This is a genomic window from Paracoccus solventivorans (genome assembly GCF_900142875.1).
Lineage (GTDB): Bacteria > Pseudomonadota > Alphaproteobacteria > Rhodobacterales > Rhodobacteraceae > Paracoccus > Paracoccus solventivorans.
In genome coordinates, this window is sequence record NZ_FRCK01000011.1 from 1 (window position 1) to 24,086 (window position 24,086).

General features: G+C 72.1%; 18 protein-coding genes and 1 riboswitch. Of the genes, 14 read left to right on the forward strand and 4 right to left on the reverse strand.

Going from position 1 to position 24,086, the window contains the following annotated elements; genetic code table 11:
- Positions 1–320: 320 nt before the first annotated feature.
- From BUB57_RS13940 to BUB57_RS13950, 3 genes are all read right to left on the reverse strand, one after another.
- A complete protein-coding gene (locus BUB57_RS13940; protein ID WP_073068087.1) occupies positions 321–2,267 on the reverse strand; it encodes a MacB family efflux pump subunit in 1,947 nt (648 codons plus the stop codon).
- 2 nt (positions 2,268–2,269) lie between these two features.
- The gene (locus BUB57_RS13945) at positions 2,270–3,469 is read right to left on the reverse strand and encodes an efflux RND transporter periplasmic adaptor subunit (protein ID WP_073068089.1); all 1,200 of its coding nucleotides are present in this window, start codon (positions 3,467–3,469) and stop codon (positions 2,270–2,272) included.
- 82 nt (positions 3,470–3,551) lie between these two features.
- The gene (locus tag BUB57_RS13950) at positions 3,552–4,745 is read right to left on the reverse strand and encodes an NnrS family protein (protein ID WP_234952093.1); all 1,194 of its coding nucleotides are present in this window, start codon (positions 4,743–4,745) and stop codon (positions 3,552–3,554) included.
- Between the two features lie 298 nt (positions 4,746–5,043).
- Here BUB57_RS13950 and BUB57_RS13955 point away from each other — a divergent pair, with 298 nt between their 5' ends.
- The 14 genes from BUB57_RS13955 to BUB57_RS14020 all read left to right on the forward strand — a co-directional run bounded on the left by BUB57_RS13955 (position 5,044) and on the right by BUB57_RS14020 (position 23,392).
- Positions 5,044–7,212: a TonB-dependent receptor family protein gene (locus BUB57_RS13955; protein ID WP_073068090.1), complete on the forward strand. Its 2,169-nt coding sequence runs from the start codon at positions 5,044–5,046 to the stop codon at positions 7,210–7,212.
- Between the two features lie 48 nt (positions 7,213–7,260).
- Positions 7,261–7,893 (forward strand): hypothetical protein, encoded by a 633-nt coding sequence (locus BUB57_RS13960; RefSeq protein WP_073068092.1) that lies wholly within the window; start codon positions 7,261–7,263, stop codon positions 7,891–7,893.
- A 95-nt stretch (positions 7,894–7,988) separates the two neighbouring features.
- Entirely contained in the window at positions 7,989–8,984 is a 996-nt protein-coding gene (locus BUB57_RS13965) for an ABC transporter substrate-binding protein (RefSeq protein WP_073068093.1), read from the forward strand.
- A gap of 5 nt (positions 8,985–8,989) precedes the next feature.
- On the forward strand, positions 8,990–9,799 hold the full coding sequence (locus tag BUB57_RS13970) for an ABC transporter permease (RefSeq protein WP_073068095.1): 810 nt from the start codon (positions 8,990–8,992) through the stop codon (positions 9,797–9,799).
- A complete protein-coding gene (locus BUB57_RS13975; RefSeq protein WP_073068097.1) occupies positions 9,796–10,545 on the forward strand; it encodes an ABC transporter ATP-binding protein in 750 nt (249 codons plus the stop codon). Before BUB57_RS13970 ends, BUB57_RS13975 begins: the two co-directional genes overlap by 4 nt.
- A complete protein-coding gene (locus BUB57_RS13980; RefSeq protein ID WP_073068099.1) occupies positions 10,542–11,729 on the forward strand; it encodes an NnrS family protein in 1,188 nt (395 codons plus the stop codon). The genes BUB57_RS13975 and BUB57_RS13980 overlap by 4 nt, the downstream gene beginning before the upstream one ends.
- Positions 11,730–11,815: 86 nt before the next feature.
- Positions 11,816–12,019: riboswitch (cobalamin riboswitch) on the forward strand.
- A 132-nt stretch (positions 12,020–12,151) separates the two neighbouring features.
- Positions 12,152–14,071, forward strand: coding sequence for a TonB-dependent receptor (locus BUB57_RS13985; RefSeq protein WP_073068101.1), 1,920 nt, complete (start codon positions 12,152–12,154; stop codon positions 14,069–14,071).
- Positions 14,065–14,904, forward strand: a complete 840-nt coding sequence (locus tag BUB57_RS13990) for an ABC transporter substrate-binding protein (protein ID WP_073068103.1) — start codon at positions 14,065–14,067, stop codon at positions 14,902–14,904. Before BUB57_RS13985 ends, BUB57_RS13990 begins: the two co-directional genes overlap by 7 nt.
- Positions 14,901–15,890: a FecCD family ABC transporter permease gene (locus tag BUB57_RS13995; RefSeq protein WP_073068105.1), complete on the forward strand. Its 990-nt coding sequence runs from the start codon at positions 14,901–14,903 to the stop codon at positions 15,888–15,890. The genes BUB57_RS13990 and BUB57_RS13995 overlap by 4 nt, the downstream gene beginning before the upstream one ends.
- On the forward strand, positions 15,887–16,642 hold the full coding sequence (locus tag BUB57_RS14000; RefSeq protein ID WP_073068107.1) for an ABC transporter ATP-binding protein: 756 nt from the start codon (positions 15,887–15,889) through the stop codon (positions 16,640–16,642). Before BUB57_RS13995 ends, BUB57_RS14000 begins: the two co-directional genes overlap by 4 nt.
- The gene (locus BUB57_RS14005) at positions 16,639–17,643 is read left to right on the forward strand and encodes a DUF6925 family protein (protein ID WP_073068109.1); all 1,005 of its coding nucleotides are present in this window, start codon (positions 16,639–16,641) and stop codon (positions 17,641–17,643) included. Before BUB57_RS14000 ends, BUB57_RS14005 begins: the two co-directional genes overlap by 4 nt.
- A gap of 236 nt (positions 17,644–17,879) precedes the next feature.
- On the forward strand, positions 17,880–18,644 hold the full coding sequence (locus BUB57_RS14010) for an ImuA family protein (RefSeq protein WP_073068111.1): 765 nt from the start codon (positions 17,880–17,882) through the stop codon (positions 18,642–18,644).
- Positions 18,559–20,082, forward strand: a complete 1,524-nt coding sequence (locus BUB57_RS14015; RefSeq protein WP_073068113.1) for a Y-family DNA polymerase — start codon at positions 18,559–18,561, stop codon at positions 20,080–20,082. The genes BUB57_RS14010 and BUB57_RS14015 overlap by 86 nt, the downstream gene beginning before the upstream one ends.
- A gap of 61 nt (positions 20,083–20,143) precedes the next feature.
- Positions 20,144–23,392 carry an error-prone DNA polymerase gene (locus BUB57_RS14020; RefSeq protein ID WP_073068114.1) on the forward strand — a complete coding sequence of 1,083 codons (3,249 nt, stop codon included), beginning with the start codon at positions 20,144–20,146 and terminating at the stop codon, positions 23,390–23,392.
- 54 nt (positions 23,393–23,446) lie between these two features.
- Here the strand turns inward: BUB57_RS14020 and BUB57_RS14025 are convergent, their stop codons facing one another.
- Positions 23,447–23,929 carry an Lrp/AsnC family transcriptional regulator gene (locus BUB57_RS14025; RefSeq protein ID WP_143159741.1) on the reverse strand — a complete coding sequence of 161 codons (483 nt, stop codon included), beginning with the start codon at positions 23,927–23,929 and terminating at the stop codon, positions 23,447–23,449.
- Between the last annotated feature and the right edge of the window lie 157 nt (positions 23,930–24,086).

A 24,086-nucleotide genomic window follows, 5' to 3' on the forward strand; every position in this document is an offset into this window, starting at 1 on the left:
CGTCAGATCGAAACGCGCCATCCTGAACCCTCCATAGGTTCAGTGAATCACGCCTGCTATCACAACGGAATCCCGTTTATGAGTTCACAGCCTAGACCGTCCAGACCGGCACCGGGGCGGCGACGCCCCGGGTTCTGCCCCGTCGGTGCGCAGAACGGCTTCTCGGCCGAAAACCGGGAGGCGCGCGAGATCATCCCCAGCGGCTACGTGCCGCTAAAGGACCTCGCCGCGATCAACGAGGCGGTGAACGACGGCAAGACCATGGATGCGGCGGTCGCCGAATGGACCGAGGCCCATGCCGATCTGCTGAGCCGCCGGTCTCACTCCCGGCTCAGCGCCTCCACCGGGTCCAGCCGGGCGGCGGCGCGGGCGGGCAGGAAGCCGAAGACGATGCCGATCAGCGTCGAGGACAGGAACGCCAGCACGATGGTGGGCGCGGAATAGACCAGCCGCAGGTTGTCCTGCATCTGCCCCAGCACCGCGCCGCCCCCCAGCGCCAGCATCACCCCCAGCAGCCCGCCCAGCAGGCAGACCAGCACCGCCTCGGTCAGGAACTGCGCCACGATGTCGGACCGGCGGGCGCCGACCGCGATGCGCACCCCGATCTCGCGCGTGCGCTCGGTCACCGACACCAGCATGATGTTCATCACCCCGATGCCGCCGACGATCAGGCTGATCACCGCGATGGACGAGATCAGCACCGTCAGCGTCTGCGTGGTCGAGGTGATGGACGAGCGGATCGTGTCCGAATTGGTCAGGAAGAAATCCTTCTTGCCGTGGCGCTCGGTCAGCAGCGCCTCGATGGCGGCTTCGGCCTCGGCCATGTCGGCGTCGTCGCGGACGCGGACAGAGATGGAATCGACCTGCGACTGCCCGGTGATGCGCATGGCGATGGTGGTATAGGGCAGGAACATCCGCGGCGACTGCGGCCCCGGCGCGGGCGCGCTTTGCGCCGCCACGCCGATCACCTCGACCGGCACGCGGCCGACGGTCAGCACCTGCCCCAGCGCCGAGGCCGCGTCGGGAAAGAACGCCGCCGCCGCATCGGGGTCGAGCACCGCCACCTGTCGGCGCGCCGCCAGCGCCTCGGGGGTGAACAGCTGGCCTTGCTGCAGGGTAAAGCCGCCGACGTCGAAATATTCCGTCCCCACGCCCCGCACCGAGATGCTGGCCGAGGTGCCGCGCCAGGTGACATTGGCCGAGGTCTGGATCTCGGGCGAGGCCGAGGCGGCATAGGGTTCCGCCGACAGCGCCTCGGCGTCGGCCGCGACCAGCGTGTCGATGGCCCGCGCCCGCCGGTCGCCAAAGCCGGAGCCGGGGCGCACGGAAATGGTGTTGGTGCCCAGCGAGGCGATGTTTTCCAGCACCCGTTCCTTGCTGCCGGTCCCCAGCGCCACCACCGACACCACCGAGGCGATGCCGATGATGATCCCCAGCATGGTCAGGAAGCTGCGCAGCCGATGCGCGTTCAGCGCCCGCACCGCCATGCCGAAGGCCTCGGCCAGCCGGCTGCTGCGGGCGGCAAGGCTGTCGGCCTCGGGGCGCCGGCCCTGCGGCGGGGCCGCCGCGGGCGCGGGTGCCGGGGCATTGCACTGGTCGGAAATGATGCGGCCGTCGCGCATCTCGATTACCCGTCCCGCGCGCGAGGCGACCTCGCGGTCGTGGGTGACGATGACGATGGTGTGGCCCTCGGCGTTCAGCTCCTGCAGCAGGTCCAGCAGCTCCGCGCCGGAACGGCTGTCCAGCGCGCCGGTAGGTTCGTCCGCCAGGATCACCTCGCCCCCGTTCATCAGCGCCCGGGCGACCGAGACGCGCTGCTGCTGGCCCCCCGACAGGGCGCGGGGGCGGTGGCCGGTGCGGCTTTCCAGCCCCAGCCGGTCCAGCAGCATCCGCGCGCGGCTGCGGCGGGTGTCGCGCGGCTGGCCGGCATAGATCGCGGGCACCTCGACATTCCCCAGCGCGTCCAGGTCGGGCAGCAGCTGGTAGCGCTGGAAGATGAAGCCGAAATGGCGGCGGCGCAGGCGGGCGCGCGCCTCTTCGTCCATCGCGCCGACGTCCTGCCCGGCGTAGAGATAGCTGCCGCCGCTGGGCCGGTCGAGACAGCCGAGGATGTTCATCAGCGTCGATTTCCCCGACCCCGAGGTGCCGATGATCGCCACCATCTCGCCCGCCTCGATGGTCAGGTCGATGTCGTGCAGCACGGTCAGCATCCCGTCGCCGGCGGGAAATGCGCGAGAGATGCCGCGCAGCTCGATCAGCGCCGCCATGGTCAGAACAGCCCCGGCGGGCCGAAGCGGCCAGCGCCGGGCGTGCGGCCCTGCTGGCCCTGCGTGGTGGCGGCAGCGCGCGCGGCGCGGCCGGTCACCACCAGTTCCCCCTCGGCCAACCCCGAGCGGATCTCGGTCAGGCTGGCCGAAGCGACGCCGGTTTCCACCTCGCGCGTGCTGGTCTCGCCGCTGTGCGGGTCGTGGACCTGCACGGTGGCGCCCCCGTCGCGGCCGCTGCGGACGGCGCCGCTGGGGACGGCAAGCACGTCCTCGGCCTCGTCCAGGATCAGCGTGACCTCGGCGGTCATGCCGATGCGCAGCGTGCCGTCGGGATTTGGCACGTCCAGCGCGGCGCGGTAATAGATGGCGCTGCCGGTGTCGATCTCGTCGCTGTCGGCGATGGCGGCGGGCGCCGGTTCCAGCGCCCGCAGCGTGGCGCGATAGCTGCGGCCGGGCTCGCCCGCCAGCGAAAAGCTGGCCTTCTGCCCCGGGCGGATATGGATGATGTCGGCTTCCGAGATTTCCGCCTTGATCACCATGGTGTCGAGATCGGCGATCTTGACCAGCGTCGGGCTGGACTGGTTGGCGTTGATCGACTGCCCCTCGCGCACCACGATGGCGACGACGGTACCATCCACCGGCGCCAGGATGCGGGTGCGTTCCAGCGCCACCCGCGCCGATTCCACCGCGATCTGCGCCTGCGCGCGCGAGGCCTCGCTGGCCTTCACATTGGCTGCGGCCACCGCCAGCTGCGCCTCGGACGCCTCCAGCTCCTGCGGGGTCAGCAGCCCGCGCTGCGCCAGCTGCCGCTTGCGGTCCAGCGCCAGCTGCGCCTCGGCGTGCGAGGCCTGCTGCGCGGCGATCTGCGCCTCGATCTGGGCCAGCGCGGCCTCGGCCCGCAACAGGTCGTTCTGCTGGTCCTCTGGGTCGATCTGGGCGACCAGCTCGCCCGTGGCCAGCCGCTGGCCCAGTTCCACCGGCAGCGCCCGGATCTGGCCGCTGACCAGCGCGCCGACCGAAACCAGCCGCGACGCCTCGATCACGCCGGTGGCCAGCACCGTGCGCCGCACATCGGCGCGCGCCACCGCCGCGGTCGCCGGCGGCTCTCCCACTGCGGCGGTCGAGCGGGCGCTCCACCACGCCCATGCCCCTGCGACCACTCCAAGCACGACGATGATGCCGAGCCAGCGTCTGAGCGCCATGTTCCTGCCTTCCTGCCTAGTCCTGCGGCGGTTCTAGCGCGCCGAAACCCAACGAAGGATAAACGGAAGCCCCCTGCCGGCTTCAGCCGCGGGTGCCGCTGAACACCGGGCGGCGGACGGGGCCGCAGGCGGTGGGCAGGAATGCGACCAGGAACGCCGCCCAGCCCCCCAGCCACGCCAGCGCCGCCGCCCCGTTCAGCACTGCCGCCGCGCCGGGCCACGGCCCCGCCGCCAGCCGCAGCCACACCGCCAGCCACAGCAGCAGCGCCGCCGCGGCCAGCAGGCGGCCGGCGACCAGCGTGCCGCCTGCGCGACGGGCGGCGGCGCGGGCGGCGACCGCGAGGATCATGCCGCCCATCGCCCCCATGGTCAGGGCGTGCAGCATGTCGACCTCGGCCAGCCGCAGGGGCAGCAGCCGCGCCAGCCCGGTCAGCACCAGCCCGGCGGGCAGCCAGGCGAACCCCGCGTGCAGCATCAGCAGCAACGGGTTGGCGCGGATCTTCCAGCCGCGCCACCCGGCCAGCCGCCACCCCTGCACCAGCCCTGCCGCGACCAGCGCCGCCCCCGCCGCCACCCCCGCCTCGGCCAGCATCAGCCCGGCGGCGGCCGCGATCAGCGCGGGACCAAGCCGGTCGGCGATGGGCGTGGACCGGCAGCGGGCGGCGGCCCCGGTCTGGCGCAGCCAGTTGTCGGTAAAGGCGGGGATTATGCGGCCGCCGATCACCGCGATCAGCAGCGCGAACAGCATCACCCCGGCGCGGACCAGCAGCGCCGGGTCGGGCCGGGCCCAGCCCTCCAGCGCGGCAAGGATCAGCAGCGCGTCCCCGGCCCCCAGCAGCGCGATCACCGCCGCAAGGCCCAGCCGCTGCCACGCCCCCGCCCGCAGGATGCCGATGGCCAGCACCGCCGACAGCAGCCCGAAGAACCCGGCGCCGGGCAGAAGCGCAAGCGCGGGCGGCACGGAATCGGGCGCGGCCATCGCAAGCCGTTGCAGCAGCCAGCAGCCGACCAGCAGCTTCAGCACCCGCCCCGAGGGGGCCGGCCGCCCGGTCCAGCTGGCCAGAGCCGTCAGCAGATAGCCCGCCGCCGCCGCGCCGCCCATGCCGGCCAGCATCTCATGCGCGTGCCACATTGCGGCGGTGCCAAGGACGGGTGGCGCCAGCCCCAGCGCCGCGCCCCATTGCCACCACAGGATCGCCACCGCCGCCCATGCCGCCGCCGCCAGCAGGAACGGCCGGTGCGGCATCAGCCAGAGATCGGCGAACGGGCGGGGCAAGGGACGCTCCTGACCATGGCGGCGGCGCTTGCGCGCTTGCCACGCGGCGCACCGGAACGCCAGTTCCGCCGCCTTGCCGGCCCCGGCCGTATCTCCCGGATCGCGCGCCCTGCGACAATGATGCGCGCTGCGCGGACGACATCTTCCATTTCAAATGTCCGTGCGTCCTGTTAATTTTGCGGTGTGCGCAGGGTCCGCCCCCGCGCGCATCGCCGCAAGCCTTCGCCAGCCGGTTCTCCGACATTCCGCCGTCCGCCGTGGCGGCACTATCCGGAACGGATGCAAAGGATTGCAGCCCATGGCCCACAGCCGCACGACCAGGCGGATCTCCCTGCTCGGGACAGTCGCGTTCATGACGTTTCACGCGGCGGGTGCCCTGGCGCAATCCGCCGCCCCCGGCTCGGTGATCGTGCTTGATCCGGTGGTGATCCAGGGCGACGCCACCGCCGCGCGGTTCCGCGCCACCCCCGGCGGCGTGGCCCTGATCGACCGCAGCGAGACCCCGACGGCCGAGGAAGCCGCCCCCACCCTGTCCGACGCGCTTTCCGGGACCCCCGGCGTAGTGGTGCAGGAGTTCTTCGGCGGCAACGACCAGCCGCGCATCCAGATCCGCGGCTCGGGGCTGCAACAAAACCCGACCGAGCGTGGGCTGCTGGTGCTGCAGGACGGGATGCCGGTGAACCGGGCCGACGGGTCCTATGTGGTGGGGCTTGCGACCCCGGGCCCCGCCGAGGATATCGAGGTCTTCCGCGGCGCCGCCGCTAACCGGCTGGGCGCGAATGTGCTGGGGGGCGCGCTGAACTTCATCTCGGCTTCCGGGGCCACCACGCCGGGCACAAGGCTGTCCTTTGGCGCCGGCAGCTTCGGGCGGGTGGATGTTGCCGGAAGCTACGGGGTCGTGAACGACCAGGGCGACGCGCTGCTGCGGTTCGAGCATTCCGAAAAGGACGGGTATCGCGACTACAACAGCTCGCGCCGCTCGTCGGTCGGGGGCAACGCCACCCTGCAGATGGGCGAGGCGACCACGCGGCTGTTCTTCAGCCACACCGACCTGCGGTTCGACGTGGCGGGGCCGCTGACCTGGGACGCGATCCGCAACGATCCGACCAGCAACCATACCGGGCCGGTCATCGTCGGCGGAATCCCGGTGGGACCGGGGCCGAACGTGCTGCGCGACCTGCCCCGGCGGGCGACCACGCAGACGCTGGCCGGCGCGCGCACCACGCTGGAAGATGGCGACAACATCTACGACCTGGGGTTCAGCCTGTCCCGGACGGATGACAGTTTCCGCTTTCCGATCTCGGCCGGCTATCGCGACACCGACGGCACCGACGCCACCCTGACCGCACGCTATTCCCGCATGGGCGAGGGCGAGCTGCCCCTGTTCGAGACCGGGCTCTACTGGTCGGTGGGCGAGGCCGACCGCGACTATTACCACAACCTGTCCGGCACCCGCGGCCCGGCCTTCGGCCACAACCGCCTGCGCGCGGACACGCTGTCGCTGTTTGCGGGGGCGAACCTGCCGCTGGCCGGGTTCACCCTGTCGCCCTCGGTCGCGTTCAACCATGCCAACCGGGAAAACGACGACCGCTGGGGCGCGGCGACAAGGCCGACATTTGCCTATGGTCCCGGGGGTCCGACGGCGGGGACGGCGCCCGCGGTCTCGACCAGCTATGACCGCAGCTACCACGGCTTCACCCCGGCGCTGGCGCTGTCCTGGCAACCGGCCGAGGATCAGTTCGCCTGGATCTCGATCTCGCGCGGGTTCGAGCCGCCGACCCATGACGACCTGCTGGGCACGGTGGGCGGCAGCCCGAACAGCGGGCCGACCGGAACGATGTTCGCCACCCCCGACCTGAAGGCGCAGACCTCGACCACGCTGGAACTGGGCTGGCGCGGGCGCTGGCAGAATCTGGAATGGGACGCCACCGCCTATCACTCGCGCATCAGGAACGAGCTGCTGTCCCTGCGCGACGAATCCGGCGCCACGCTCGCCTCGGTCAACGCCGACCGGACGCGGCACACCGGGCTGGAGCTGGGGCTGTCGGGCGATCTGGGCGAGCGGCTGCGCGGGCGGCTGGCCTGGACCTGGCAGGATTTCCGGTTCGACGGCGATCCGGTGCGCGGCGACAACCGCATCGCCGGGGCGCCGCGCCATCTCATCACCGCGGCGCTGGACTGGCAGGCGTCCGAGCAGCTGACCGTCGGCGGCACGCTGCACTGGATTCCCGACGAAACCCCGGTCGACAACATGAACACGATGTTCAACGATGCCTATGCGGTGGTCGATCTGGGCGCGGATTACGCGCTGAACGACCGCGCGGTGCTGTTCGCCCGCGTCACCAACCTGTTCGACGAACGCTATGCGGCCTCGACGCTGGTGGTGGACGTGGCGACGGCCGGGCAGGCGGCGTTCATCCCGGGCGAGGGGCGGGCCATCCATGTCGGCACAAGGCTGCGGTTCTGACGGCGGTTCATCGCCCGCGCCCCGCCCGCGGATCAAGGTAAGGACAACATGAGCTTTCCCGCATTCTTCGACGACGCCCCGGAAATCCGGATGCGCGACCCGCTGGCCGCGTTTCTGGGCAGTGCCGAGGACGGGGTGATGACCTATCGCTATGCCGATGCGGTGCGGCTGGCCGGGCATTCCTGCCCGGTGGTTGCGGGGGCCTGGCTGATGGTGGCGGCCGGGCTGGCCCGGCTTTACGGCGACGACCTGCCCGAGCGCGGCGGGATCGAGGTCCACATGCGCGACGGCTCGACCCACGGCACCACCGGGGTCACCGCCTCGGTCGCGACGCTGGTCACCGGCGCGGCGGCGGAATCGGGCTTCGGCGGCATCGGCCCTGCGCGGCTGTTCGCGCGGCGGCGGCTGCTGCGCTTCGGCGCGCCTATCGACGCCGTCATGGCGCTGCGGCGGCGCGATACCGGCGCGGGGGTGGTGCTGGACATCGACGGCACCCGCATTCCCCACGACCCCGAGATCGGCGAGCTGATGCCGCAGGCGGTGGACGGCACCGCCGACGCCGCGGCGCTGGCCCGGTTTGCCGCGCTGTGGCAGCGCCGGATCGCGCGGATGCTGGCGGCGGCGGGCGACCCGGCGCTGGTCCATGTCGCGGACTGGCGCTGCGACAACGCCCCCCTTTGAAGCGCCGCCCTCCTGCCCATAGATCATCTGGATCAATGCCAGCCTTCGCCAGCACCATCCCCCCAAGACCCGATGCCTGTCCCAAGGAGGCCCGCATGTCCCCGACCGCTTTCCGCCCCTCACGCCGCTCGGTCCTTGCCGGGGCGGCCGCGGTGGCGACGGCTTTCGCCACCCCCTCGATCCTGCGCGCGGCGCCGCTGGCGCGGATGGCGCTTTACGGCCCGCCGGCCGCGCCCAGCATCGTGCTGGCCCATGCCATCGCCGCCGGAATGCTGGCCGAGCTTGCGCCCGAGGTGACGCTGTCCACCTGGCGCACCCCGGACGAGCTGCGCGCGGGGCTGACCTCGGGGACCATCGACCTGTCGGTGATGCCGGTGCAGGTCGCCGCCAATCTTTACAACCGCGGCATGGGCGTCGGGCTGGTCAACAGCATGACCGACGGGCTCTTGCATGTGGTGGCCAAGGACGGCTCGGTCACCGATCTGGCCGGGTTGCAGGGCAAGCGGCTGGCCGTGCCGTTTGTCAACGATACCCCGGATTTCGTGCTGCGGGCGCTGCTCGAGGCGCGGGGGCTGTCGGACGCCGTGCAGCAGGTTCCGGTCGGCAGCCCGATCGAGGCCGCGCAGATGCTGCTGGCCGGCCAGATCGACGCGGCGCTGCTGTCCGAGCCGGCCTCGACCGTCGCCATCATGCGCGGCATCCCCTCCGGGCGGCATCTGGCGCGGGTGATCGACCTGCAAGAGGAATGGGGCCGGCAGACCGGCGGCGCCCCGGTGCTGCCGCAGGCCGGGCTGGCCGCGACGCAGGCGTTCCTGGACCGCGGCCGCGAGCTGCTGCCGCAGTTGCAGGAAGTGCTTGAGCGCGCCACCGCCGCCGTGCTGGCCGATCCGGGGCGCGCCGCCTCGGACGCGACCGCGGCGCTTGAGATGCCGGCGCCGGTGCTGGCGCTGTCGATCCCGCATTCGCGGCTGGTCGCCCGCCCGGCCAGTCAGGCCCGCCCTGCCATTGAATCGATGCTGTCGCTGATGGCCAAGGGCGATCCCGCGATCATCGGCGGCCAGCTGCCCGACGACGGGTTCTATCTGCTGTGAGGCCGGTGTCCTCTGCCCTGGACCGCCTGTCGCGGTTCGGCCGCTTCCTGTGGTCGGGCTGGGCCGGGCTGGCCGGGCTCGCCCTGATCGCGGCGCTGTGGCAGGCGGGGCACGAGGCTTACGGCGATTTCATCCTGCCCGCGCCGCTGGACACGCTGATCGCGGGGTGGCGGTTGCTGCATGACGGCTCGGCCGTCGAACTGCTGGCCCTGACCACCCGCCGCGCGCTGGCCGGGTTCGCGCTATGCGCGGTGATCGGCACCGCGGCCGGGGTCGCGGCGGGCTATTCCCCGGCGACGCTGCGGCTGTCGCGGCCGGTGCTGACGGTGCTGATGGGGGTGCCGCCGATCGCCTGGATCGTGCTGGCGATGATCTGGTTCGGTGCCTCGGACCGGACGGTGGCAATGACGATCCTGGTCTCGACCACTCCCGTCGTCTTCATCGGCGCGGTCGAGGGGGTGACCACGCGCGACCGCGGGATCGAGGACATGGCTCGGGTCTTCGGCGCCGGGCCGATCCGCCGCTTTACCCATGTCGCGGCGCGGCAGATCTCGACCCAGCTGTTTCCGGCGCTGATCCTGGCGCTGGGATCGTCCTTCAAGGTCGCGATCATGGCGGAACTGCTGGCCAACGCCGGCGGCATCGGCGGCGCCTTGGCGCGGGCGCGGGCGATGCTGGACATCGCCGAGGCGATGGCCTGGGTTGGGCTGGCCGTCGCGGCGCTGATCGTGGTGGAATACGTGCTGATCCGGCCGCTGCGGTCGGAACTGGAACGCTGGCGCGACGCCGCCGCGCCCTGGGGCGTCAAGCGATGACCGTGCTGGAACTGCAGCGCATCGGCCATTCCTTCTTCGGCCGCAAGGTGCTGGACGCCATCTCGCTGAGCGTGGGCGCGGGCGAGATCGTGGCGCTGGTCGGGCCCTCGGGCTCGGGAAAATCCACCATCGCCCATATCGCCGCCGGCGTGGTCGATGCGCGCGAGGGCCGGGTGGTCCGGCGCTATCACCGGCACACGATGGTGTTCCAGGACCCGCGGCTGATGCCCTGGGCGACGGCGCGCGACAATATCGGCTTTCCGCTGCGCCTGGCTGGGGTCAGGCGGGGCGGCCGCGACGGGGCGATCCGCGCGGCGGCGCTGCGCGCCGGGCTGCTGCCCGAGGATCTGGACAAATACCCCTCGGAGCTGTCGGGGGGGATGCGCCAGCGCACCGCCATCGCCCGCGCGCTGGTGACGGACCCCGACTTCATCTATTTCGACGAGCCCTTCACCGCGCTGGACGTGGCGCTGAAGCGGCGGATGCAGGATCTAGTGATAAAGGCCGCCGCCAGCGCCCATTTCGCCGCCCTGTTCATCACCCACGACCTGTCCGAGGCGATCCGCATCAGCCACCGCATCCTGGTGCTGGACGCGAACGGGCGCGGCATCGCCGGCGCGCGCATCCTGCCCGGCGCCCCCGGCAGCCGCGACGATGCCGCCGTCTTTGCCCTGCGCCAGCGGTTCCTGACCGAGGACCCGCTGTTCGCCCGTATCCACGACATCGACGAGCGGCTGCGACCATGACCACACCGCTGCACCGCGTCCTTTCGGACGAGGGCTTCCGCATCTTCTTCCCGCTCGCCGCGCTTTATGCGGCGCTGTGGCCGCTGGCCTGGGTGGCGCTGTGGGGGTTCGACCTGCCCTTTGCGCGCGAGATCCCGCCCGGGGTCTGGCACGCGAACGAGATGGTGTTCGGCGCCTGGGGCGCGGCGCTGCTGGGTTTCCTGACCACGGCCGCGCCGGAATGGACCGACACCCCGCGGCTGCGGGGCGGGGCGCTGTGGGTGCTGGCGGCGCTGTGGGGGGCGGCGCGGGTCGCGGGGCTGGTCGGCGCCGACGCGCTGGTCCTGCCCGCGATGCTGGCCGACATGGGCTGGCTGGTGCTGCTGATCGCCTATCTTTTGCAGCTGACGATCCGCCAGCGCAGCACCCGCGTCGTGGTCTTTGCCGGCTGGCTGTTCACGCTGGCCGTGGGCTGCATGATGGCGCGGCTGGCGATGCTGGCGGGCGACGGCGTGGCCGCGGCCGGGTGGCTGCGGCTGGCCGGGCTGACCTTCCTTGGCCTGCTGAGCCTGGCGCTGTCGCGCATCACCGTCCCGATCACCAATATCGTGCTGGACCCGTCCGAGCGCAGCTCTCCGTTCCGGCCGCATCCGGGGCGGCGCAATCTTGCGGCCGGGCTGGTCGCGCTGGCGCTGGCCGCAGAGATCGCCGGCCTGTCACCCGCGGTCGCCGGCTTCCTGTGGATCGCCGCCGGCGCCGGCTTCATGGACCGCATGGCCGAGGGCTTCGTCGGCCCCGAGGCGCTGCGGGCCGAGATTCTGGTGCTGATGGGGGCGGCGGGCTTTGCCGGGCTGGGGCTTCTGGGACTGGGCGCCGCCGGGCTGGGCGCCCCTTGGGCCGCGGCCGGGCCGCTGCATCTGGCGCTGATGGGCGGGCTGGGGCTTGGGGTGCTGGCGGTGCTGGCAATCGCGGGGCGGTTCCATACCGGGCAGGGGCTGGGCCTCAACCTGGCCACGCGGGCAGGGTTCGCGCTGGCCGCCGCGGCGGTGCTGCTGCGGGCGCTGCCGGACATGGGGCTGGCCCCCTGGCCCCCCGGCCCGCTGCACCTGCTGGCCGCGATCCTGTGGGCGGCGGGTTTCCTGCTGTGGCTGGCCGACTACTGGCCCGCGATCCGGCGGCTGGAGCCGCCCGCCCCGCCGGGCTGAAACCCCGCGGAACGGCCGGGGCATGGGCGCGAGCAAGCCGCGCCCATCGGCCCGCGCAATCGTCTTGACTTTGCCGAACGGTTTGCCATGACAGGGGCAGCTTTGGTTCCGGCGGCTTGCCGCTGGATTAAAAGGGAACTGCGGTGCGCCTGAGGGCAAAGCCGCGGCTGCCCCCGCAACTGTAAGCGGCGAGCGACGGCCGACCATGTCACTGGGACCCAATGTCCCGGGAAGACCGGCCCGAGCCCTGACCCGCGAGCCAGGAGACCTGCCCAAGCGATCACCCATTTCCTGCGCGGGGCGCGCATGGAAAGCGGCCTCCCGCAGCGGTGACACCCAACCGGTCTGCGGGGAAGGTGCGCCTTTTTCCCGCCGGCCAATCTGTAATCCGCAGGCGCCGCCTGCGTTGGAAAGGCAATGTCATGATCCGCCCCCAGATCCCAGGGATCGCTTTTTGTGCGGCGCTTGCGCCGATGGCCGTCCTCGCGCAGGACGCGGGACTGCCCGATATGCTGACCCTCGACCCCATCGTGATTTCCGGCGGGCTGACGCCGCTCGCGGCGGAAAATTACGCCCGCTCCTACACCGTGCTGACCGCCGATGACATGGCCGCCGCCGGCGTGACCTCGGTGCAGGATGCCCTGCGGCGGGTGCCGGGGGTGGCGGTGACCTCGACCGGCGACAGCTATACCCAGGTCCGCATCCGGGGCAGCGAGTTTAGCCACGTGCTGGTGCTGATCGACGGGGTCGAGGCGAACTCGCCCAGCGGCGGCTCGTATCTGTTCACCGGCATGGACCTTGCGGAGATCGACCGGATCGAGGTGCTGCGCGGCCCGCAATCGACGATCTACGGCTCGAACGCTGCCGCGGGGGTGATCTCGATCACCACCACCCAGGCGGGCAAGCCGGGCCTGTCCTACGGCGGCGCGGCCGAGGTCGGGGGGCTGGGCACGCGCGCGGCCTCGACCTACATCCGCCAGCGCGGCGAGCGCGGGGCGCTGAGCCTTTCGCTGTCCGCCCGCAATATCGACGGCGACGACGATTCCCGCAGCGGCGGCGACAAGGATTTCAACGACATCACCACCGCGGCGCTGGGCGGGTCCTACGCGCTGACCGACGAGGTGACCGCCGGCTTCACCCTGCGCCGCAGCTGGCAGGAATACGGCTATGACACCACCACCTCGCCAGTGGATGATCCGCGCGACTATCAGCTGGACGCGCCGCTGACTGCGAAGCGGGACGAAACCTATGGCGCGCTCTGGCTCGAGGCCGCGGCGCTGGACGGCAGGCTGCACAGCCGGCTGGCGTTGTCCGGGATGAACCAGACGCTGGATCATTTCGATGCGGGCGTGGCCACATCCGACGACCGCTCGACCCGCCGCAGCCTGCGCTATACCGGCAGCTTGGCGCTGGATGGCCGCGACGCAGGCAGCGCCGACCAGAAGCTGATCGCTGCAGCCGAAACCGAGCGCGAGACCTATCGTTCCAGCTACAACCCCGGCGGCACCTATGAGCGCGACACCCATGCGCTGGCGCTGGAATATCAGGGCCGCTTTGCCGATGGCGTCTCGGTGCAGGCCGGGGTGCGGCGCGAGTTCAACGACGTGTTCCGCGATGCGACCAGCTGGAACCTATCCGCCGCGTGGCAGGTGCCGGGGCAGGATCTGCGGCTGCGGGCGGCGGTCGGCCGCGCCCATGTCAACCCGACCATGTTCCAGCAATACGGCTATGTCCCCGGCGCTTACGAGGGCAACCCCGATCTGAAGCCCGCGCGCAGCCTGAACTATGAACTCGGCGCCGATCTGGGGTTTGCGGGCGGGCGCGGGCTGGCCTCCTTTGCGGTCTTTCAAAGCAAGATCGACGACATGATCACCGGCACCGCCGACAGCGCGGTCAACGCGCCCGGCACCAGCACCCGCAAGGGGTTCGAGCTGGGCGTGAGCCTGCAGGCGACCGACAGCCTGTCGCTGGGGGCCGACTATACCTATGTCGACGCGGCCCAGGCCAGCGGCCTGCCGATCGTGCGGGCGCCGCGCCACCAGCTGGGCCTGCGCGCCAGCCAGGGTTTCGCCGCAGGGCGCGGGCTGGCGTCGGTGGATATCCGCCATGTCAGCGGCACCTATGACATGGAGTGGTTCGCCTGGGACTACACCACCCCCAGCCCGGCCAACAGCAAGCTGCCCGGCTTCACCACCGTCAACCTGGCCGCGCATTACGACCTGACCGACGAGATCCGGCTGCAGGGCCGCATCGTGAACCTGTTCGACAAGGAATATTCCGAGGCCTGGGGCTATTACGGCCAGGGCCGCACCGCCTATGTCGGGGTCGAGGCGAAATGGTAGGGCGGCTGTTCAGGGCCGGGTGCATCGCGCTTGGCCTGTGGCTCGGGGGTGCGGCCCATGCCGCGCCGCCGCAGCGGGTGGTGTCGATGAACCTGTGCACCGACCAGCTGGCGATGCTGCTGGCGGCGCCGGGGCAGCTGGTCTCGGTCAGCTATCTGGCGCAGGACCCGCAGGCCTCGACCATGGTGGAACAGGCGCGCGCCTACCCCGCCAATCACGGGCTGGCCGAGGAGATCTATCGCCTGCGGCCCGATCTGGTGCTGGCCGGGGCCTATACCACCCGCGCCACCGTGGCGATGCTGCAGCGGCTGGGGGTTCCGGTGGCGATCTTCCCGCCCGAGGCCGATTTCGACGGCATCCGCGGCAATCTGCGCCGGATGGGCGAATTGCTGGGGCGCGAGGCCGAGGCCGAGGCCCAGATCGCCGCTTTCGACCACGGGCTTGCGGCGCTGATGGATACGCCCGTCCAGCGCCCGACCGCGGCGCTTTACTATGCCAACAGCTACACCTCGGGCCGTGACAGCCTGGCCGGGCGCATCGTCGAGGCGGCGGGGCTGCACAATATCGCCGCCGATGCCGGGCTGTCGGGCGGCGGCGTGCTGGCGCTGGAACAGCTGGTGCTGGCCAACCCCGACCTGCTGATCCGGGGGCGGCGCTACGCCGGCCGCTCGCGCGCGGAAGAGGTGCTGGACCACCCCGCCGTCGCGGCGCTGGCGGAACGTGCCGGCCAGACCGGCATCGCCGATCAGGACTGGGTGTGCGGCACCCCCCGGGTGCTGGGCGCCATCGCAAGGCTGCGCGACGCCCGGCTGGGGCTGGAGCAGGGGTCATGAGCCAGCGCCTGCTGCTGGGCGCGCTGTCGGCGCTGGTGCTGGCGCTGTTTGCGGGATCGGTCCTGATCGGCCCCGCCGGGCTTGGCCCGCGCGACGAGGTTCCGGCCCTGTTCGGGCGCGGGGACGACCTGATCGCCATGGTCATGCAGGAAATCCGGCTGCCGCGGGCGATCCTGGGGGTGCTGCTGGGCGCCAGCCTGGGGCTGGCGGGGGCGGCGATCCAAGGGTTCCTGCGCAACCCGCTGGCCGAGCCGGGGCTTATCGGCACCTCGGCCTCGGCTGCGCTGGGGGCAGTGCTGGCGATCCAGACCGGGCTGGCCGCGGCGATGCCGCTGGGGCTGCCGCTGGCGGCGCTGGCGGGGGCGCTGGTGTCGGTGCTGCTGATCCTGCTGCTGGCCGGGTCGCGCGGCGGGGCGCTGCCGCTGATCCTGGCAGGCATCGCGATTTCCGCGCTGGCGGGGGCGGCGACCTCGCTGGTGCTGAACCTGTCGCCCAACCCGTTCGCGGCCAATGAGATCATCTTCTGGATGATGGGGTCGCTGGCCGACCGCTCGATGCTGCATGTCTGGATGACGCTGCCGTTCTTTGCGCTGGGCGCGGGGCTGCTGCTGGCCTGCGGCCGCGGGCTGGATGCGCTGACGCTGGGCGAGGATACCGCCGCCTCGATGGGCCTGCGCATGGGGCGGCTGCGGCTGGCGCTGGTGATCGGGGTGGCGGCGCTGGTCGGCTCGGCCACGGCGGTGGCGGGCGCGGTGGGGTTCGTCGGGCTGGTGGTGCCGCATCTGCTGCGCCGCGCGGTCGGGGCCAGCCCCTCGCGGCTGCTGCCGGCCTCGGCGCTGGGGGGCGCGGCGGTGGTGCTGGCGGCCGACATCGCGGTGCGGATGCTGGCGCCGGGGCGCGATCTCAAGCTGGGGGTGCTGACGGCGCTGGTCGGCGCGCCCTTCTTCCTGCACCTGATCTGGCGCACGCGGGGGGACGGGGCATGAGCCTGCTGACCCTGCAAAAGCTGACCGTCGCCCGCCACGGCCGCGCGGTGCTGAACGGCATCGACCTGACCGTGACGGGGGGCGAGTTCATCGGCCTGCTGGGCCCCAACGGCGCCGGCAAGACCACGCTGCTGCGCGCGGCGCTGGGGCTGCTTGCGCATGGCGGGCATTCCTCGCTGGCGGCATTGCCGGCCGGGGAACGCGCCCGCCGCGCCGCCTTCATGGCGCAGGGGCGCGACATCGCCTGGCCGCTGCCGGTCGAGCGTCTGGTGGCGCTGGGCCGCACGCCGCACGGCCGCAGCCCCGCCGATGCCCCCGCGGTTGAGCGCGCCATCGCCGCGCTTGGGCTGGAACCCCTGCGCCACCGTCCCGCGACCGAGCTGTCGGGGGGCGAGCAGGCCCGCGCCCTGATCGCCCGGATGCTGGCGCAGGAAACGCCGCTGCTGGTCGCGGACGAACCCGTCGCGGGGCTGGACCCGGCCGCGCAGATCAAGGTGATGCAGGTCTTTGCGGGCATCGCGGGGCAGGGCAGGGCGGTGCTGGCGTCCCTGCATGACCTCGGCATGGCCGCGCGCCATTGCACGCGGCTGATCCTGATGGACGGCGGCCGCATCGCCGCCGACGGCCCGCCCGAACAGGTGCTGCACGCGGGCAACCTTGCCCGCGTCTTCGGCATCACCGCCTGGTTCGCTGCCACCCCGCAGGGGCCGGTGTTCCAGCCGCTCGACATTCTGACCAAGGAACTGCCATGACCCTGCCTTCCGTCCCCGAGACCCTGTTCGCCGCGTTTTCCGACCCCGAGGCCGGCTGGTCGATGGGCTCTTTCGGCGCCAACGCCGAGTTCCACCACGTCGCCGGCGACCCCGCGCCGCATCTGCCGGGCAACGGCGTGGTGACTGCGCGCGGCGCCGTGCGGCTGGACCACCCCGACCGCATCCGCCCCGTCGCGTGGGAGGCGCTGAGCCCGCGCCCCGACCGTTGGCAGCAGGGCGTCGCCCTGTGCCTGCCGGCAGAGGACGCCGCGATGTCGCGGCGCGCCGTCCTGACCGAGATCGGCCCCGACAGCGGCGCCATCCGTCCCGAGGACCGCGCGGCGATCCTGTTCGACATGGGGCTGGACCAGCCGCAGGTGGATTTCTGCATCCGCACCGCCGACCCGGCGCTGCTGGCGGTCCTGCGCGCGGATCTGGGCCGTTCGGTGATGGACCCGGAGAACCCGGCGATGGCCGCGATCCTTGGGGCGCATCCGCATCGCGTGGCGCTGAGCCGGATCGGGCGGATCGAGGTCTATCAGCCGATCGGCGGCCCGGACACCGGCGGCGCCTCTCCCATCGGGCCGCATACCCATGTGCTGCCGAAGCTGCTGCGCGCCCGGCGCAGCCACTCGGCGAACATGCCGATCCCCGAGGGGCTGGTGCCGGTCGCGGGTTTCCACCCGGCCAGCGCGATCATGGACCCGCTGGGGCGGGACCGCGATTTTGACCGGGGCATCTTCGACGCGTTCCAGCGCCTGCTGGTGGCTTGGGGCGACGCCGAAAACGTCTCGGTCAAGCGGCAGGTCTGGCAGGCGCTGGCGCAGGGGCTGCGCCCGTCGCAGCTGCGCGAACCCGACGCCCGCGCCGCCCGCGTCGCCTTTCGCGTGGCCCTGCGGCAGGCCGGACGGCGGGACGGGGAAAGCGAGCAGCTGCTGGCTTGGCGCGCGGCCTTCGACCGCGAACTGGCGCCGGCGGACGACGACGCGCCGGGGCATTAACCGGGCCGGGCAGGCCCCGCGCTCACATTCCGGCGACTGCCGCGGGGATGGGACAAGGCCGGGACCGGCCCGGCAAGGGCCTGCGCCCTGATCTTCCAGCGGAAACCGGGCAACACCCCGTCCCCCGCGCTTCCCCGGTGGCGGGGCGGGGCAGATTGACTCCTGCCCCTTGCAGGAACAAACAAGGAACATGGCGGCAGAATCGCTCAGGGCAGGGCCGGGAGGCGCCATTTCGCATGTCCAGCCGTGCAGACAGCCCGGCCCTCGCGGGGCTTCGCGCGCGCATCGCGCAGCTCGAGGGCGGCGGTGCGGGGGCGCGCGGGGCGCTGCCCTTCGGCATCCCCCGGCTGGACCGCCGCCTGCCGGGGGGCGGGCTGGCGCTGGGCTGCCTGCACGAGATCGCGGGGGGCGGCGCGGGCGCCGACGACGGGGCGGCGGCCACCTGCTTCGCGGCCGGAATCGCGGCGCGGACCCGGGGCCGGGTGCTGTGGTGCGTGGCCCGGCCCGATCTGTTCGCGCCCGGGCTGGAACAGGCGGGCCTGCCGCCGGACCGGCTGATCCATGTCAAGGCCGGCGACCACCGCGCGGTGCTGGCCTGCATGGAAGAGGCGCTGCGCCACGGCGCCCTGGGCGCGGTGGTGGCCGAGACCCCGCGGCTGCCGATGGCGGTCTCGCGCCGGCTGCATCTGGCGGCGAAGGAGGGCGGCACGCTGGGCCTTGCCCTGCGCCGCTGGCGGCAGGGGGCGGAGGGGGCGCAGGATTTCGGGCAGCCCACGGCGGCGATGACGCGCTGGCGGGTGTCGGCGCTGCCCTCGGCGCCGCTGCCGGTGCCCGGGGTCGGGCGGGCGCGCTGGCGGGTCGAGCTGCTGCGCGTGCGCGCCGGCGAAGGCTTCGAGATGGAACTGGAGGCATGTGATGGCACGGGTCATCTCGGTCTTCCTGCCGATGTGGCCGACGGATCGGCTGCGGCGGAAGACTGGCGACGGGGCGCCGCCGGCTGAAACGCCGCTGGTGCTGGCGGGGCGCGACCGCAGCCGCCGCGTGGTGACGGCCGCGAATGCGGCGGCGCAGGCGCTGGGCCTGCATCCGGGGATCGAGATCGGCCGGGCGCAGGCGCTGGTCCCCGGGCTGCGGGTCGAACCCGCCGACCCCGGCGCGGATGCGGCCAGCCTGGAGCGGCTTGCGCTGTGGATGCTGCAGCGGATCGCGCCCATCGTGGCTGTCGATCCGCCGGACGGCATCGTCATCGACGCGACCGGGGCCGCGCATCTGCACGGGGGCGAGCCCGCGCTGGCCCAGGCGCTGGTCGCGCGGCTGCGCCTGTCGGGGGTGACCGCCCGCGTCGCCATCGCCGACAGCTGGGGCGCCGCCCATGCGCTGGCCCGCCACGTGGCCGACCCGGTGCTGGTCGCGGCGCCGGGGACGGCGGCGGCGCGGGTGGCGGGCCTGCCGCTCGAGGCGCTGCGGCTGCCGCCCGCGGTCCCGGCGGCGCTGCGCGACCTGGGCTTTGCCCGGATCGGTGATCTGGCCTCCCAGCCGCGTGCGCCGCTGACCCGCCGCTTTGGGCCCCAGCTCTGCCGCCGGCTGGACCAGGCGCTGGCCCGCGCGCCCGAGCCGATCGAGCCGCTGCGCCCGCCCGAGATGGTCGAGGCCCGGCGCAGCTTTGCCGAACCCATAGCCGCTGCGGAAACCATCGCCCGCCACATCACCCTGCTGGTCCAGTCGTTGTGCGCCACGCTGGGGGAACGGGGGCTGGGCGCGCGCCGGCTGGACCTGCTGTGCCACCGCATCGACAACCGCATCCTGTGCACTCGCGTCGGGCTGGCGCGGCCGCTGCGCGATCCCGCGCGGCTGGCGCGGCTGCTCTGCGACCGGATCGAGACCATCGACCCCGGACTGGGGATCGAGACCATGGCCCTGGCCGCCACGCTGGCCGAGCCGCTGGCGCCGCAACAGGCGGCCAGCGATCTGGCGGGGGTGGCCGAGCCGGACCTGTCGGGGTTGATCGACACGCTGGCGAACCGGGTCGGCGCGGGGGCGATCTACCGCTTGGCGCCGGTCGCCAGCGACGTGCCGGAACGCTCGGTCCGCCGCATCCCGGCGCTGGCCGCGGATACCGGCGCCGGCTGGCCCGGCCACTGGCCGCGCCCCGCCCGGCTGCTGCCCCGGCCCGAGCCGATCGAGACCATGGCGCTTTTGCCCGACCACCCGCCGCGCTGGATCTCGTGGCGCGGGGTGCGCCACAGCGTGCGCCGCGCCGACGGCCCCGAGCGGGTGTTCGGCGAATGGTGGAAGCGCGACGCCGAGCTGGCCGCGGTGCGCGACTATTTCCGCATCGAGGACGACAGCGGCGCGCGGTTCTGGATCTTCCGCGCCGGTGACGGCGAGGACGCGGCCACCGGCTCGCACCGCTGGTTCATGCACGGGGTGTTCGGATGAGCCGGGGCCCCGGACAGGTTCGCGGGGACGGTGGGTGTGAACACGCACCCGGAGGGCGCCCATGACCCCGCGCTATGCCGAATTGCAGGTGACCTCGCATTTCTCGTTCCTGCGCGGGGCCTCGTCGGCGGCCGAGCTGTTCGCCACCGCCGCCGCCATGGGGCTAAAGGCGCTGGCGGTGGTCGACCGCAACAGCCTGGCCGGGATCGTGCGCGCGCATGAGGCGGCGAAGGACACGGGCGTGCGGCTGGTGGTGGGCTGCCGGCTGGACCTGACCTGCGGCATGTCGGTGCTGGTCTATCCGACCGACCGACCGGCCTATTCGCGGCTGTGCCGGCTGCTGACGCTGGGCAAGTCGCGGGCGGGCAAGGGGGCCTGCCATCTGGAATGGCCGGATCTGGCCGCCAGTGCCGAGGGGCTGCTGGCGGTGCTGGTCCCCGATCTGGCCGACGACGCCTGCGCCCTGTGGCTGCGCCGCCTGCGCGAGGTGTTCGGCGACCGCGCCTATCTGGCGCTGACCCTGCGGCGGCGCCCCAACGACCAGCTGCGGCTGTGGCAGCTGTCGCAGCTGGCGCAGCGCGCCGGCGTGGCCACGGTCGCCACCAACGACGTGCTGTTCCACGAACCCGGGCGGCGGCGGTTGCAGGACGTGGTGACCGCGATCCGGCTGGGCACCACCATCGACGAGCTGGGGCTGCGCCGCGAACGCCACGCCGACCGCCATCTCAAGCCCCCGGCCGAGATGCATCGCCTGCTTTCCCGCTGGCCCGAGGCGCTGGCCCGCACGCTGGAAATCGCCGACCGTTGCCGGTTCAGCCTTGACGAGCTGCGCTATCAATACCCCGAGGAACGCGACGATCCGGCGCTGACCCCGCAGGAAATGCTGGAGCTTCTGGCCTGGAGGGGCGCGGCCGGGCGCTATCCCGCCGGCATCCCCGACAAGGTGGCGGTTACGCTGCGCCATGAGCTGGCGCTGATCGGCAAGCTGAAATACGCGCCGTATTTCCTGACGGTGAACAACATCGTCCGCCATGCCCGCGCGCAAGGCATCCTCTGCCAGGGCCGCGGCTCGGCGGCGAACAGCGCGGTCTGCTATGTGCTGGGCATCACCTCGATCGACCCGGACCACTCGGACCTGCTGTTCGAGCGCTTCGTCTCCGAGGAACGCCGCGAGCCCCCCGACATCGACGTGGATTTCGAGCATGAGCGGCGCGAAGAGGTGATCCAGTGGGTCTTTGAAAACTACGGCCGCGACCGGGCCGCGCTGACCGCGACGGTGATCCGCTACCGCTCGAAAGGGGCGCTGCGCGATGTCGGCAAGGCGATGGGCCTGCCCGAGGATCTGATCGGGCTGCTGTCTCGCCAGCTGGGGCGCTGGAACGACGGCATCGGCGCGCGCGAGCTGGCCGAGCTGAACCTGGACCCCGGCGACCGCCGGCTGCGGCTGGCGCTGGAGCTGGCCGCCCAGCTGCGCGGCGCGCCCCGGCATCTGTCGCAGCATCCCGGCGGGTTCGTGCTGACCCATGACCGGCTGGACGATCTGGTGCCGATCGAGCCCGCGGCGATGGCGGGCCGCCAGATCATCGAATGGGACAAGGACGACATCGCCGCCCTGCATTTCATGAAGGTGGACGTGCTGGCGCTGGGGATGCTCAGCTGCCTGAAACGGGGGCTGAAGCTGCTGGCCGACCACAAGGGGTTGCGCCTCGATCTGGCGACGATCCCGCAGGACGACGGGCCGACCTACGACATGATCTGCAAGGCCGACACGCTGGGCACCTTCCAGATCGAAAGCCGGGCGCAGATGTCGATGCTGCCGCGGCTGAAGCCCCGCGAATATTACGATCTGGTGATCCAGGTGGCCATCGTCCGCCCCGGCCCGATCCAGGGCGACATGGTGCATCCCTATCTGCGTCGCCGGAACAAGCAGGAAGCTGTCGATTACCCCACGCCGGAACTGGAAAACGTGCTGGGCAAGACCTATGGCGTGCCGCTGTTCCAGGAACAGGCGATGCGCGTCGCCATCGAATGCGCCGGCTTCACCCCGGGCGAGGCCGACCTGCTGCGCAAGTCCATGGCCACCTTCAAATCCGCGGGCGGGATCTCGCATTTCCGCGACAAGCTGGTCGCCGGGATGGTCGCCCGCGGCTATCAGGCGGATTTCGCGGAACGCATCTTCCGGCAGCTGGAAGGTTTCGGCTCTTACGGGTTTCCCGAAAGCCATGCCGCCAGCTTCGCGCTGCTGGCCTATGCCTCGGCCTGGCTGAAATGCCGCCACCCCGAGGTGTTCTGCGCGGCGCTGCTGAACAGCCAGCCGATGGGGTTCTACGGGCCCGCGCAGATCGTCCGCGATGCCCGCGAGCACGGGGTCGGGATCCGGCCGGTCTGCGTCAATGCCAGCGACTGGGACTGCACGCTGGAACCGGCGGGGACTGGTTTTGCCGTGCGGCTGGGGCTGCGCATGACCAAGGGGCTGTCCGAGCCCCATGGCAGGGCCGTCGCCACTGCGCGGAAGGCGCCCTTCGCCTCGGTCGAGGATCTGTGGCGCCGGGCAGGCGTGCCCGTCACGGCCCTGACCGCCCTGGCCGAGGCCGACGCCTTTCGCCCCGCCCTCGGCTTCGCCCGGCGCGAGGCGCTGTGGGCGATCCGCGGGTTGCGCGACGAGGAACTGCCGCTGTTCGCCGCCGCCGCGCGGCGCGAGGGCGCGATGGTGGCCGAGGTGGTGGAACCGGCGGTGGCGCTGCGCCCGATGCCCGCGGGGCGCGAGGTGGTCAAGGACTACGGCCACACCGGCCTGACCCTGCGCCGCCACCCGGTCGCCTTCCTGCGGGCCGAGCTGGCGCGGCGCCGCATCGTCACCTGCGCCGAGGCCATGGGCGCGGACAACCGCCGCCGGGTCGAGGCGGCCGGGATCATCCTGGTCCGCCAGCGCCCCGGCTCGGCCAAGGGCGTGATGTTCATCACCTTGGAGGACGAGACCGGCATCGCCAATGTGGTGGTCTGGCCCAAGCTGTTCGAGCGATACCGCCGGGTGATCCTGTCCGCAGGCATGATCGCGGTCAGCGGCCGCATCCAGAGCGCGGACGGGGTGGTGCACCTGGTCGCCCAGCGCATCGCCGATCTTTCCCCCGAGCTTGCCAGCGTCGGCGAACGCGGAGCCTTGCCCGAGGAGAGGGGCGGGACGGAAAAGCACGGCTGGGCAGGCGGGGAAAACCGGCAAGACGGCGCGGGCCAGACAGAAAGGCCGCACGAGTCAGCCCCCCGTCGCCCCGGAGACTCGATCCGCGTCCCGACCCGGGATTTCCGCTGACACACCCTAGCCGCCGCCCCCGAGGGAAGAGGTGCCGCGATGCTGCCTCCACCCTCAAGGTTGGCGGCTGATGCCGGCCTTGACCCGTCGCAGCGGGATCGAGCTTTCGATGCTGGATACTGCCGGAAAGCGCGTCAGCCGGCCGGTCAGGAACGCCTCGAACCCTGCCAGCCCGTCGGTGACCACGCGCAGCAGATAGTCGCGGTTGCCGGTCATCAGCCAGCAGTCGACCACCTCGGGGCAGTCGCGGATCGCGGCCTCGAACTCGGCCAGCGCCTGGTCGACCTGCCGGTCCAGCTTCACCGAGACGAATACCGATACCGGATAGCCCAGCGCGGTCTCGTCGATCATCGCGGCATAGCCGCTGATGATCCCCGCCGCCTCGAGGTTGCGCATCCGCCGCGCCACCGGGGTCGGGGACAGGCCGATGCGGTCGCTGAGTTCCTGCACGGGGATGCGGGCCTCGTGGCGCAGGATTCGCAGGATACGGATGTCGAACTCATCCAGGGCAGGAGTTTCGGGCAGGTTTTTCTTCATTCTTGCAGGATTTCGCTAAAATACGGCGCCATGATGGCAGAGATAGCACGGAAACCCCGCAGGTCCTGCCCTATCCTGACCCCGGCGCGAAAAGGAGGCGAAGCGTGACCCACCCGCATCTCAAGACCATCGAAAGCCGGCTGCTGTGGCTGTCGCA